The sequence below is a fragment of the Litoribacterium kuwaitense genome (genome assembly GCF_011058155.1).
GTDB lineage: Bacteria > Bacillota > Bacilli > Bacillales > DSM-28697 > Litoribacterium > Litoribacterium kuwaitense.
The window spans coordinates 61502-74814 of the sequence record NZ_JAALFC010000001.1; the positions used below are offsets into that span (position 1 = coordinate 61502).

General features: G+C 42.8%; 13 protein-coding genes and 1 pseudogene. 11 read left to right on the forward strand and 3 right to left on the reverse strand.

The window, feature by feature from the left end:
- Nucleotides 1–4 precede the first annotated feature (4 nt).
- Genes aroE through G4V62_RS00350 form a run of 6 tightly spaced genes read left to right on the forward strand, consistent with a single transcriptional unit; the run spans nt 5 to nt 3451 of the window.
- A complete protein-coding gene (gene aroE, locus G4V62_RS00325; protein ID WP_312855394.1) occupies nt 5–841 on the forward strand; it encodes a shikimate dehydrogenase in 837 nt (278 codons plus the stop codon).
- A gap of 4 nt (nt 842–845) precedes the next feature.
- Complete coding sequence (gene yhbY, locus G4V62_RS00330; RefSeq protein ID WP_165198799.1) at nt 846–1142, forward strand: ribosome assembly RNA-binding protein YhbY; 297 nt, start codon at nt 846–848, stop codon at nt 1140–1142.
- A complete protein-coding gene (locus G4V62_RS00335; protein ID WP_165198800.1) occupies nt 1139–1717 on the forward strand; it encodes a nicotinate-nucleotide adenylyltransferase in 579 nt (192 codons plus the stop codon). The genes yhbY and G4V62_RS00335 overlap by 4 nt, the downstream gene beginning before the upstream one ends.
- Nucleotides 1695–2294 carry a bis(5'-nucleosyl)-tetraphosphatase (symmetrical) YqeK gene (gene yqeK, locus G4V62_RS00340; RefSeq protein WP_165198801.1) on the forward strand — a complete coding sequence of 200 codons (600 nt, stop codon included), beginning with the start codon at nt 1695–1697 and terminating at the stop codon, nt 2292–2294. The genes G4V62_RS00335 and yqeK overlap by 23 nt, the downstream gene beginning before the upstream one ends.
- Before the next feature lie 25 nt (nt 2295–2319).
- Nucleotides 2320–2706, forward strand: a complete 387-nt coding sequence (gene rsfS, locus G4V62_RS00345; RefSeq protein WP_165198802.1) for a ribosome silencing factor — start codon at nt 2320–2322, stop codon at nt 2704–2706.
- A gap of 7 nt (nt 2707–2713) precedes the next feature.
- Nucleotides 2714–3451 (forward strand): class I SAM-dependent DNA methyltransferase, encoded by a 738-nt coding sequence (locus tag G4V62_RS00350; RefSeq protein WP_165198803.1) that lies wholly within the window; start codon nt 2714–2716, stop codon nt 3449–3451.
- A gap of 179 nt (nt 3452–3630) precedes the next feature.
- On the opposite strand, the pseudogene comER reads toward G4V62_RS00350, so the two are convergent.
- A pseudogene (gene comER, locus G4V62_RS00355) lies at nt 3631–4451 on the reverse strand (late competence protein ComER).
- A 108-nt stretch (nt 4452–4559) separates the two neighbouring features.
- Between comER and G4V62_RS00360 the strand changes: the two are divergent.
- Both G4V62_RS00360 and G4V62_RS00365 read left to right on the forward strand, forming a co-directional pair.
- Entirely contained in the window at nt 4560–5174 is a 615-nt protein-coding gene (locus G4V62_RS00360; protein WP_165198804.1) for a helix-hairpin-helix domain-containing protein, read from the forward strand.
- Complete coding sequence (locus tag G4V62_RS00365; RefSeq protein ID WP_246218184.1) at nt 5174–7402, forward strand: DNA internalization-related competence protein ComEC/Rec2; 2229 nt, start codon at nt 5174–5176, stop codon at nt 7400–7402. Before G4V62_RS00360 ends, G4V62_RS00365 begins: the two co-directional genes overlap by 1 nt.
- 106 nt (nt 7403–7508) lie before the next feature.
- On the opposite strand, the gene G4V62_RS00370 is transcribed toward G4V62_RS00365, so the two are convergent.
- On the reverse strand, nt 7509–7643 hold the full coding sequence (locus G4V62_RS00370; RefSeq protein WP_165198806.1) for a YqzM family protein: 135 nt from the start codon (nt 7641–7643) through the stop codon (nt 7509–7511).
- Nucleotides 7644–7935: 292 nt separating this feature from the next.
- Here G4V62_RS00370 and holA point away from each other — a divergent pair, with 292 nt between their 5' ends.
- Complete coding sequence (holA, locus tag G4V62_RS00375; RefSeq protein WP_165198807.1) at nt 7936–8922, forward strand: DNA polymerase III subunit delta; 987 nt, start codon at nt 7936–7938, stop codon at nt 8920–8922.
- Between the two features lie 142 nt (nt 8923–9064).
- Complete coding sequence (locus tag G4V62_RS00380; protein WP_165198808.1) at nt 9065–9970, forward strand: PhzF family protein; 906 nt, start codon at nt 9065–9067, stop codon at nt 9968–9970.
- Between the two features lie 445 nt (nt 9971–10415).
- On the opposite strand, the gene G4V62_RS00385 is transcribed toward G4V62_RS00380, so the two are convergent.
- The gene (locus tag G4V62_RS00385) at nt 10416–10634 is read right to left on the reverse strand and encodes a hypothetical protein (protein ID WP_165198809.1); all 219 of its coding nucleotides are present in this window, start codon (nt 10632–10634) and stop codon (nt 10416–10418) included.
- Between the two features lie 38 nt (nt 10635–10672).
- On the opposite strand from G4V62_RS00385, the gene G4V62_RS00390 reads away from it, so the two are divergent.
- Nucleotides 10673–13159, forward strand: a complete 2487-nt coding sequence (locus G4V62_RS00390) for a glycoside hydrolase family 84 protein (RefSeq protein WP_246218185.1) — start codon at nt 10673–10675, stop codon at nt 13157–13159.
- Nucleotides 13160–13313: the final 154 nt, after the last annotated feature.

A 13313-nucleotide genomic window follows, 5' to 3' on the forward strand; every position in this document is an offset into this window, starting at 1 on the left:
CTTTGTGCAATTGAAGTTATTTGGTTTAATTGGGCATCCTGTAGGCCATTCATTATCACCCATGATGCAAAATCGTGCGTTTAAGCACATTGATTTCCCAGGGATCTATATTGCCTATGACGTAAAACCAGAAAATCTAACTACGGCGGTCGCTGGTCTAAAAGCGCTTGGTTGTGAAGGATTTAATGTAACGATACCGCATAAAGTGAATGTCATGCCTTTGCTCGATGAGGTTTCAGAAGAGGCAAAAGCATTAGGTGCAGTCAATACTGTTGTGAGAGAGAATGGGCGGTTTGTTGGTTATAATACAGATGGTGTAGGGTATTTGCGATCACTTGAGCCTGAGTTACCAGCACCAATCGAGTCGTTGAAAATATTAATGCTCGGTGCTGGCGGGGCAGCACAAGCGTTGTTTTTAACGTTGGTCAATCAACGTCCCAAAGTATTAGACGTCGTAAATCGCTCGTCGCACAGGGCAGAGCAGCTGATCCAATCGTCACCGAACCCTTCCGTCCATCACGTTTTTTCTTATGATGAAGCAGAGCAGCGTTCAGGTGAATATGATGTTATCATTAATACAACTGCGGTTGGGATGAGTCCAAATACAGCGGAACGACCCCTTGCTTTAACCAATGTTCGTCCTGGAACAGTCGTTAGTGATATCGTCTATAATCCTTTAAAAACAGCATTTTTAAAAACCGCAGAAGAAAAGCAGTGCCGTATACATGATGGTGTAGGTATGTTTGTCGGTCAAGGCGCATTAGCGTTCGAGCGATGGACGACACAAAAAGCACCGGTTAAAGAAATGCGGGAAACTGTACTACAAGCATTGAAAAGGTGATGAAATGAACTCTTTAACGAATAAGCAACGACGATATTTACGCAGTAAGGCGCACCATCTTCAATCTATTTTTCAAGTAGGTAAGCAAGGTGTCACAGATGAATTGGCGAAGCAGCTTTGTCTTGCATTAGAAGCAAGAGAATTAATCAAAATGAACGTATTAAACAATGCAGAGGTCGATGCGAAGGAAGCGGCTGAGCTACTTGAGGAAAAAACAGGCGCTGAGGTTGTGCAAACGATTGGCAATGTTATCGTTCTTTATAAAATGTCAGAGAAAAATCCAACGATTCAATTGCCATGAAACACATCGGGCTGTTTGGCGGAACCTTTGACCCGCCGCATATTGGTCATTTGATGATTGCACAGGAAGTTCAGGTGGCATGTCAGCTCGATGAAATTTGGTTCATTCCCGCCCGAAAACCACCTCATAAACAACATAAGGAAACAACAGAGGGAAAGCACCGTTTACGGATGATTGAGCTGGCTACAAAGCATAATCCGCTTTTTAATGTTAATGAAATTGAGTTTGAACATGATCTCTCATATACAGTAGACACAGTGACTATGCTCCAAGAAAAATGGCCGGAATATACGTTTTCCTTTATCATCGGTGCAGATATGGTTGAAGGGCTAGCAAAGTGGAAGGACATTGATCGATTGATAAGTAAAGTTCAATTCATCGTCGCAAAGCGTCCAGGATACTGTTTACGGAGCGTGTACCCATTGAAGGAAGTAGACACTCCGGAGATTGCGTTATCATCCACCTGGCTAAGAAAGCGTTTGGGAACGAAAAAACCAGTGAAATATATGCTTTGCGAAGAAGTTTTGTCTTACATTAAGGAGCATGATTTATATGTACAGCTTAAAGAAGGCTGAGGATTATGTAACGCCAAAATTGACGGAGGCCAGAAAAAACCATACGCTTGGCGTAGTGGAAGCAGCTGTCGAATTGGCGAAGCGTTATGGAGCTGATGAAGACAAAGCAGCATTGGCAGCGATGCTGCATGATGTAGCAAAGTGTCTGCCTCCTGAGGAACAAAAGGAATATTTACAAGCGAAAGGGATAGGGCATGACCTTCTTCAGTTTCACCACAATACTTGGCATGCGGTCGTTGGTGCTCATATGGTTTTCGTTGAGTTAGGTATTGATGATGAAGATATTATACATGCTATTCGGTATCATACGACTGGGCGCGCAGGTATGAGTTTGCTGGAAAAAATTATTTTTATAGCTGATTATATTGAGCCAAACCGTCGCTTTGAAGGAGTGGACGGCGTAAGAGATTTAGCGGAACAGTCATTGGATGCTGCTATTATCCAAGCGTTATCCAATACGATTGGCTATTTAGTGAATGCAAACCAAACGGTGGCACCAGATTCATTTTTAGCATATAACGATACAATTTTACAGAGAAAATGGCGGGTTGAAGTGACTTCGAAAAGACAATCATAATTGAAAACGAAAGGGGAATTGCTTTTTGACCGATACACAACTCTTAAAAATGCCTGTACAAGCTGCTGATGATAAGAAAGCCCATGAGATTGTTGTCTTAGACATGCAAGGAATATCACTTGTTGCTGACTATTTTCTTATCTGTCATGGTAATTCAGAAAAGCAGGTTCAGGCAATTGCAACAGCGATCAAAGATAAAGCAAACGAGCAAGGGATAGGTATTCAGCGAATGGAAGGCTATGAGCACGCACGCTGGGTTCTTGTCGATCTTGGAGGTGTTGTTTGTCATATTTTCCATCACGAAGAACGGCATCATTATCAATTGGAAAAGCTTTGGGGCGATGCTACCTATGTAAATATTGACGAATTTTTAACACCTTCGTCTGCTGCATCTTCATATATATCCAGGTGATTAAACGATGAGTTATAGTGAATTTGCGTACGTATATGACGCGTTAATGATCGATGCTCCTTATGATGAGTGGCTTGCTCTCGTGCGAGAGGAATGTCATGAGAAGAACCTTCGTGATCAACACATCTTGGATATCGCATGTGGAACCGGCGTTTTTGCTGAACGATTAATTCGTGAAGGCTTTAACGTGACCGGAGTTGATCAATCTGAGGAAATGCTTACAGTTGCTAAACGCCGCCTTCCGCAATCTCTTTTTATTTGTCAAGATATGCGAGCGCTTGATGTAGGTCAGGCGTACGATGGAATCACGATTTTGTGTGACTCACTTAATTATTTACTGTCCATTGAAGAATGGGAGCAAACCCTTGTGGCCGCTTTTAACCACTTAAAACCTGAGGGATGGTTGATCTTTGATGTCCATGCCACACAAAAAATAGAGAGCTTTATTCATGATGGGACTTACGCTCTTGCTGAAGACGACATTTCATATATTTGGCATTCCTTTGAGGGGAGCGAGCCTCTTAGTGTCTCGCATGAACTATCTATTTTTGTTCAGGATGAGCAGGATGAATGCAAATATCATCGTTTTGATGAGGTCCATGAGCAAAGAACATTTGAGTATGCGGAAATTGAAGGTGTCGTTTATTCATCTGGCTTTAAAATTACAAAAAGACTTACTGATTTCGAGGCAAATAAGTCAATTGATGAAGGGGAGCGGTGGATTTTTTGCTGTCAAAAGCGGTAAATAATGCTCCTTACATGTAAAGGTTTCATGAAGGAAATGAAGAGGGCGTCTTGTGTTCCACAGGGCGCCCTTTACTACGATTGCTTATTCGAATAGACAGTGTCGTGGATAACAGTCGATTTTTTCAGAATGTTGAAGGATTTTCTGTTAACGTGACGAATGATATAGAGCAAGCCCACTCATTTCACTTTTTGCTGTTCAATATGCTTCCTTTCTTGATTGTATTTTTCATGTGTTCGTCTGAACATATGATGAAACATCTCTCCAACACCTTCCTCTAATGCTTCTAACCCAACGCCAGTAATCCCACCTTGCACGGTCACCTTTTCCTGAAGTGTCTCTAACGTATACACATTCTCTTCAAGTAACTTCCCCATACCGATCAGCATTCCACTCGATAGCGCTACGGCTTCTTCTTTAGAAATGGACGTTGTATCAACGGCGGCATCATTCATTTTTTGGAGCAGAAAGCTGATAAATGCTGGTCCGCAGCATGCAATGTCAGACGCGACCCGGGTAATATCATCGTTGATTTGCATTGGCTGAGAAATCGTTTGTTGCAGGCGCAGAAGCTTTTCCTTTGCTGCTTCAGTGCACGACTTTCCAAAGGTAACGAGTGAAAGCCCAGACCGTGCGCGATTTGTAATACTCGGAATAACACGTGCAACGTGACACGACACAATTGATTCAATTTCCTCTGTTGTGACTGGACTTGTAATCGAAACTAAAATTGAATTATTCCTTAGTGCAGGTTTAATGCTTTGAATGACAGGAATAATATCTAACGGCTTAACACAAATAAAATGAATATCTGTTTTTCTTACAGTATCAATTGCCTGAGATTCAACGTGAATCCCGCGTATCCGTTCCTTTAACCGAAGCGCTTTTCGGGAGTTCGATTATAGACGTGTACATCCTCTGGCCAGACGGCGTTTCCCTCGACAAAAGCTTGCACAAGGGCACTTCCCATATTTCCTGTACCTATAAATCCTAGCTTCATCGCAGCCCCTCCTCTTTTACGACGACTCTCACATTCCGATGCGGCGCTTACACAATCACCATATGCGTTTTGCTCGTCAACTATACATGATTGAGGTGATCGATCGACGTGAACTTGCAAAGAAAGCACATGACGTGGGTCGTGTGTCTTATTGTAGTCTTATTAGGCGTGATTTGGTTTAAAACAAACAGTGCTATTCCGGTAACGCCATCTAGCCCTTTTTTAGAGGAAGATCAACAAAACGCACAAGCAGAAAAAGCTGCAAACGAACAAGGTCACTCAGGCTCCCGTGTCTATGTAGATATAAAAGGGGGTGTGGTGGAGCCAGGTGTTTACGTCATGTCAGCGGACCAGCGTGTAAAAGATGCCATTGAGATGGCAGGTGGTTTAACTAGCAATGCTGATACGAGCACATTGAATCTTGCGATGCGTCTTCAGGACGAACATGTCGTCGTTGTCCCTGTAAAACTAAGCCAGGAAGGCCAAGCCTCTCAACCTGAGGTACAAAGCTATGATCCTGTTTTAAACGAGCTAAACACGTCTGATCAGGCAACAATTGAGTCATGGCCTGGGATTGGGCCTAAAAAAGCAGGTGCGATCTTACAGTATCGAGAAAAGAATGGCTCTTTTCATACGACGGAGGAACTATTAGAGGTGGATGGCATTGGGGAGGTAACGTTTGAAAAAATCATCCGACATTTGGAAGGCGACTCAGCCCCTTGATGCCTTTATTAGGGTTTGTTGTGCTCTTAAGCACGTGGTGGGCGTTGGAGGGATTTTCTACCGGGTGGTTTATTACTGGATGTGTTTTTATTTCTGCCTTCTACGTGCAATGGAAGCGAACGATGTTCAAAAGAAACCTATGCTTAGCCGTGGCTTTTGTTGCTGTCGCTTTTGCAGGGTGGGCTTATATCGTAGATGAAAGCAACCAGACAATCATCGAACCAGACGTTCAGAAGCTGACAGGTGTAGTGGTTTCTGATGTTCAGGAAAAGAATGACAACGTTCGATTTGTTCTAAAAAGTGAGGAATTTGCTGAACGTGTACAAGTTGTATTAAATCAAACGAATGCTCGTGTCATTCAAAGAGGCGAGCAGTGTACGGTGCGCGGGACTCTCAGACAGCCAATGCCGAGAACAGTACCTAATGCATTCGATTATAAAACCTATTTATATGACCAAAAAATACATTGGGAATTCATATCTGATGAAATGCCACTCTGTGAGCCACCACCCTATTTGTCAGTTTCCTGGCTTTTTTATCAGCTTCGTGAAAAGGGGATGAGGCATCTAGAAGAGCATGTTCCGGCTCGATTTTATCCGTATGCAAAAGCGCTTTTGTATGGTGATCGATCATCGCTATCTCCTGAAATCCAGCAAATGTACAACCGTTATAGTATTAGTCATTTGTTGTCCATTTCAGGACTCCATGTGGGAGTGATGAGCGCACTGTTTTTTATAAGTTTAACGTTGTTCTTGACGAGGGAAACAAGCCTCAAATGGTTACTGTTTATCTTGCCTGTTTATGCATTTTTCACTGGTGCCGAGCCCCCGGTTATTCGAGCGGTTTTAAAAGCAGAGATCGTTATCTTATGGCTACTATTTTTTCGAAAACGGTTAACTAGTGTGGATGGTGTAACCATTGCTTTTCTTGCTATGGTTTTGTGGAATCCATATATGATTAAAGATGTTGCCTTTCAATTATCCTTCACAGTCACTTACAGCCTTCTTTTTTCTCTCCCTCTGTTAAAGAAGCTGCCCTCCCATTGGGCTTTACAGTCGTTCGCGATTGCTACTATAGCTCAATTATCAGGATTACCTATTTTATTATTTCATTTTTATGAAATTTCTCTTTTGAGTCCTTTGTGGAATATATTGTTTGTCCCGCTATATACGGTCGTCATGTTACCAGCAAGTGTCATTATTTTTTTTGTAAGCTTTCTTCCGCTGCCGCTTTCTTTGTGGCTGGCTCAGGCAGCTTTGTATATCATTGACTTGGCTCATGGCTTGTTGCAGATGGGAGATGTCCTCTACGACGGTGTCTTGTTGTTTGGTAAACCACCTCTTTGGCTTGCGGTCATAGAGTTTTTTGCGGTAACGTATGCTTTTCAAGCTATAGAGCGATATGGTTTTGTTAGAAGAGGATTGCTATATAGTGCCCCTTTAATCATTTTATTAACTGTACACTATTTTCAATGGGAGTTATCTGCAAATGGCCGGGTTGCTATCCTCGATGTTGGTCAAGGGGACAGTATTGTCATTGAGCTTCCTTATCGACAAGGAGTTCTTTTGATTGATGCTGGTGGAAGTTTTTCAGAGACGTTCGATCCCGGGGAGCAAATTGTTGTTCCTTATTTAAGAAGCCGGGGAATACGTCAGCTTGATGCTGCAATCCTGTCTCATAGTGATTTAGATCATGCAGGGGGCATGAAGGCGATTTTACAGCAAATTAGTACAAAGCAACTCATTATTCCTCAAGGGAAAAGTGAGGAAGGCGAGTTAATCGAGATGCTAAAAAAAGAAGCGACAGCTCAGCAGGCAATCGTAACAATCGTTGAAAAGAACAGAAGGTTTACCCATTTTGATACGGCGTTTTTACTCATACCGTCCAAGAACGAACATTTCAGTGAAAACAATCAATCGCTTGTTATTAAAGCGGTTCTAGGAAACAGAACGTGGCTGTTTACAGGTGATATTGAGGAGGAAAGAGAAGAAGAACTGAAGGCACAGAATCTGAAAGCAGATGTTTTGAAAATTGCCCATCATGGTAGTCGTACATCATCATCCGCGTCTTTTCTTGAAGCCGTTTCTCCACAATGGGCAGTCATTTCTGCTGGGAGGAATAATCGATTTAATCACCCGCATGAAGAAGTGTTAGAGCGGCTGAGACATCTAGGAATATCAGTGTGGAGGACAGACTTGCATGGAACCCTCATTTTTAATTTTAATTAGCAAGCACGCACCTTTTCATCATCATGACATACGATAAATCAGACATAAGGTTTTGATAGCGGTTTAAACAATGAAAAAAGCAGCTTACGCTGCTTTTTTCGCTCACTTACGATCCAATGACGTCAACGAGAACTCCGATGAAGAAAATCAAAGAGAAAAATGCAAATGAAACTACAAATCCTACACCGGAGTCCACTGCATCATTTCGTTTCGTTTGAACATCTTTTTCAAATTCATTCATTGAGGCAACCTCCTTAACGGTAGTATATAAGAAGTTCTCCTGAAAATCTATGCCCAATCCTTTTTCTCCTCAATTGACAGGACTTAACACCCATAATCAAGTGAAGCGACGGTTATATTATAAGCACAGCTAGCTGTTGGCGTAATCATTCCCAATGAAGTTTCCTAGGCCTTCATGTGGAATGTTTAAATAAAGGAAGGGGTGTTTACACGTCAAATATCCCTTCCGTATATCTAGATTTTTTCCATTCTACTGCTACGATAACAGTAGTTATTCATAGGACGTGATCATATTGGCGAAGGCAAACGCAAATATTAATGTACTCTTTGGTGAAGAGTCATTTTTGTTAGACGAATACGAGGACGCAATTCTTCAAGCAACGATAGGAAATGATCCCTCTCCTTTTGACCTCTCCGTATTTGATCTAGAGGAGACCCCTATCCAGACAGCTCTTGAAGATGCTGAGACACTTCCACTGATGAATGAGCAAAAAGTAATATTGCTAAAGCATCCTTTTTTCTTAACGTCGCTTAAGCCAAAGGGGGCACCGGACCATGATCTTGATGCTTTGACCCAATACATAAACAACCCTTCACCGTATACAGTTCTCATTTTCCGAGCTGGATATGCAAAGTTAGATGAACGTAAAAAGCTTGTTAAACAACTGAAGAAGCTCGGAACGATTAAGGAAGCATCTCCATTACGGGAAGACGAGCTTTATCAATGGATCGAGCAGACAGCAAAAAAAGAAGGTTCCCTCATCGATCCAGGAGCAAGGAACGCTTTGTTAAATCGCATTGGTCCTTCATTACGCATGCTTCGTGAGGAAATTAGAAAGCTGTCGTTATATGGTGGTGAGCAAATTAGCTTGGAAATGGTGGAAAACCTTGTCCCGCGTACACTTGACCAAAACTTGTTTGCTCTCATGGATGATTTGCTACAAAAAAACGCGACCGGTGCAATTCAACGTTATCATGATCTCTTACGACAAAAGGAAGAGCCGATCAAGCTATTGTTATTATTGGCAAGTCAAGCTCGGGCGATGTTACAAGTGAATGAGCTGTTAAGAAAAGGATATGGACAAAGCCAAGTCGCTAAACGATTGAAAATGCACCCTTATCGTGTGAAAGTAATTTCAGGTCAATTAAAAAAAGCTCAGGCTGATTTTCCGTCAATGCTTAGTGATATGGGAAGATTAGATGTTCAGATGAAAACCGGAAAAATAGATAAAGTTCTTGGGTTGGAATTATTTTTACTGAAATACACCGGAGCGGCGTGAAGAGAGCGGAGGAGCAATTCTCCTTATTTTATACCTAAGGTTGAATGTTGCTGGACTGAGTACAGCTAGCTGCTGATTTGCGAAGGCTGCGACTATCATTCAACAAATGAGGCCAGTTGATTAAATAATTGGGGGAAATCATATGAAAGCTATAATGGTTCATCATTACGATGCCTTTAGTAGAGTGCCTAATCAAGGAAATCCAGCTGGGGTCGTTTTAAACGGCGATCAATTATCTGATCAAGAGATGCAAGAGATCGCTTACGAAGTCGGGTTTAACGAAACCGCTTTTTCTGTTAAATCTGATGTAGCTGATGTTAGAATACGTTTCTTTACACCAGGACATGAAATGAATTTATGTGGTCATGCTACTATGGCAACGGTCTATGCTTTAAAAACGAAAGGGCTGCTAGGTCATCAAACGGATTTGACCGTTGAAACGAGGGCGGGAGTTCTACCTATAAAAATAAAATCTCTTGATGGCGATCTATCTATTACAATGCAACAGGCTGCACCAGAATTTAAAGAATTTAATGGCTCAAAGAAGGAACTAGCTCATTCAATGGGGTTACACGAGGGCGATATTGAGAGTGAATTACCAATATTGTATGGCAGCACAGGTACTTGGACTTTATTAGTTCCCATTAAAGGCATTGCTGCTTTTGAGAGAATGACACCTCGGAATAAGCTTTTCCCTGCGATTTTGCAGGAGATGCCGAAATCATCTGTTCATCCATTTTGTATGGAAACATTTGATTCCGTGGCTGATATGCATGCCAGACATTTTTCTTCACCATACTCAGGGACGATTGAAGATGCTGTAACCGGTACAGCTTCCGGAGTCATGGGAGCATATTTTGCTAAATACATAAAAGGTGACACTTTTGAAGACCCTCTAAATCTGATCGTGGAGCAAGGACAAGAAATTCAAAAAGATGGTCGGGTTAAAGTACAGGTTGCTAGAAACAATGAGCAATACAATATTCAAGTGACAGGGAATGCGGTCCATGTTAAAGATTTTGAAGTTCTTTTAAGGAATAAATCATAAAGTTTTCTTTGACGATAGTTCTTGTTCAACAATGGGGCGCAACTGTTGAAGCATAAGCGCGGCAGGGACAAAAATAGCTTTTATCAACGCCAATAGGTGTATCGTGCTGTCGATATGACCTATTGGCGTCTTTTGGTCTTTTTTTACGTTCTAAGCGTAGCAAAAGACGAGCTTCTTCCTATCTGAAACTTTGTGAATGTGGAGCCTTTATGCGGTGTCACCTTGCTTTTTTGCAAATGAACAGTCGCCAATTCCGGCAACGAAGGATTTTGGAATTGTCAATACGGACTGTCTACTTTTGTAGGTACAGATAAGTCGCTTGCTTTCGATTCAAGGTTGCCATGACAAGGGTAAATCTACAGTAAAATGAGCCCATTTCCATGATGATGTAGCACCTTTTATCCATTTAGAGCACAGTGGGCATGATGTCTAAAGTGCCATTTGTTTACAAAAAGAAGGAAGAATATTTAAAAAAATCGAACAAAATGAATGAGCATGCGAAAGAGGATAAGGAGAGGATGTGATGATCATAAACAATCAAAACAACTGTAAACAAAGTTGCTTGCAAGGGTACTTCATCAGCTTCAGTATCGTCATGTTGTGCATCATTAGTGTATTCAATATCCAGAAGTATCAGCGGAGGAAGAAATACAAGTTTCGCCAACGCCACACCACCTTGACATAAGGGGAGACGGATTCCCACTGCCCCCAGTCGTTGGTCTTGTAGTCGATGATGGTGTGGATGAAAGTGCACTCGCTGAAGTTGAACAGATTTTACACGACAGTGATGTCAAAAAAATTGTGCAAACAGGTCCTAATGAATCGCCTCCGCGCGCGCCCGTAACCATTTGGGTTGGTGAGATTGGGGAGGCTTCATTAGTAAATGAAGCGCTTCGCGAGCTGGACGTTAAAGCGCTTGAACAATTGGAGAGGGAAGGGTACGTTCTTGTGTCAGGAAAAAATGCGGATGGTCAGAAAATGATCATTCTTGCTGGCAAAGATGACAGAGGTACGTTTTATGCGGCGCAATCCTTTAGGCAGCTGATCGAGCACCGTTCAGGAAGGGATTGGGTGCCGGGAGTAGCCATTCAAGATTGGCCAGTAATGCCTATGCGGGGGACAATTGAAGGTTTCTATGGTGAGCCTTGGTCTCATGAAAAGCGTTTAGATCAAATGCGCTTTTATGGGGAACAAAAGATGAATACGTATGTGTATGCACCGAAAGATGATCCTTATCACCGTGACAAATGGCGGGTCCCATATCCAGAAGAAAAATTGGCGGAGTTAGAAGAACTGGTGAATGAAGCCTCTTCACAGCATGTAGACTTCGTCTTTACGATCTCGCCTGGATTGGACATGTGCTATTCGAGTGAAGAAGATTTTCAAAGGCTCATGGATAAAGCACAAATGATGTGGGAGATCGGCGTAACCGACTTTGCTATATTATTTGATGACATTTTTCAAGAGTTGAATTGTGAGACAGATCGAGAACAGTTTGGCGCAAGCCCTAGTCCGGCCGCTGCTGCACAGGCGCATGTGCTTAATCGCTTTCAGCAAGAGTTTGTTGAAACGCATAAAGGCGCAAGTCCATTGATTACTGTACCAACCGAGTATTATGAAGAGGGGACGTCACCATATCGCGAGCAGTTCGCGGAGCTCGTTCATCCGGACCTCCTCGTATACTGGACAGGCATTGGCGTAACGACGGACACAATCACTGCGGAAGATGCTGAGCATATTTCAAACATTTTTCAACATGAGCTCTTGATTTGGGATAACTTCCCTGTAACCGACTTTGCTCGTGACCGAATTTTTCTCGGACCGTTAACTGGCCGAGACCCAGATTTGACAGAGCACGGCGTCATCGGTTTAACAGCGAACCCGATGGAGCACGCCGAGGCGTCGAAAATCCCACTGTTTACAGTCGCTGACTATACGTGGAACCCTGATGATTATCATGCAGAGCGTTCCTGGCAGAATAGCATCGAAGCCTTCGCTGGAGATCATGTAGAGGAAATCATTGCTTTTAGTGAGAACGCACGCTCGTCACCGCTCAGTGAAGATGAGTCGCCTACACTTACGCCGCTCATTGACGATTTTTGGGAGGAGTTTGCGGTAGGCGAGGCGACAAGTGAGGGCGCTGCGATTAAAAAAGAGCTACGGACTTGGCCGGCCGTGTCTGAACATATAAGAACGCAATTTCACAACGACCGATTTTTGCAAGAAGTTGCGCCGTGGCTAGATAAAATGGCGCACTACGGGGAAAGTGGTCCGATCGCAGTTGATATGCTGATGGCACAACAACGTGGAGATCATGACAAAACGAAAGCTTACCGCGCAGCATTAGAAGAAGAACTCCGAAATGATTTAACGGAAGTCACCGTCGCTGACGATCGCATCTCTTCAAGAGTGCTAGACGGTATAAATCGGGAGAGGGGCAGTGCGGAGCTTATCATGTACACCTCCGATTACGGTGAGACAACGCAAACGAATGAGTGGGGGTTTGAAGTGACGGTCGTGGATGGGAAGGTTACCGCGCTGGGAGGAAACAACTCATCCATTCCAGATGACGGTTATGTGCTCAGCGTTCATTCAGCAGGGGATGGAGATTGGCTTGCAAAGCAGTCACTCATCGGCTCGAAAGTAAATATAAGTGAATCGGTTGTCACAATAACGACAGACAAAGGGACATATTTGATACCAAATGCAAAAACATACGCTTATGGCGTCATAGAGCCCTTTATTGAGCAAGCCATTAAAATGAACGATTTATGGCTTGGCGGTCGGGAGGAAGCGGGACCTTTCTCTACGATGGATGCTTACGATAACTACACACTTGATCATATGAATGATGGCGATATCAATACATTATATTGGACCAATGGACCACCTAAAAAAGGAGATTTTATCGGTCTTGACCTTGGGGAAAGCAAAGTGATTCAGCAAATAGATGTATTTATGGGCTCAACGACCGGATCTGCGCCAAGGCCTAACGATATCATTGAACATGGCGCGATCCAAGTCTCGACAGACGGGACGAACTGGAGGGAAATAGCCGAATATAAAAAGCAAACAGATATATCTATCACATTTGATCAACCGATAGAAACACGCTTCATTCGTTTCATCGTTCGGTCAAATCAAACGAGTTGGGCACAAATTAGAGAGTTTCGCGTTATCGACGAGTAAGCCATGCTGGCAGTTTTCTACAATACACTTGATATTGTGTGTAGTGACAAGTGATGTTTACCGTTGTTCGTTGCGATGTATGTTCGCACTAAAAGCTGATGTCATTTGGCTAAGGATTATAAAAATGGGGGATTTGCGCAAGTCAGTACTTGTG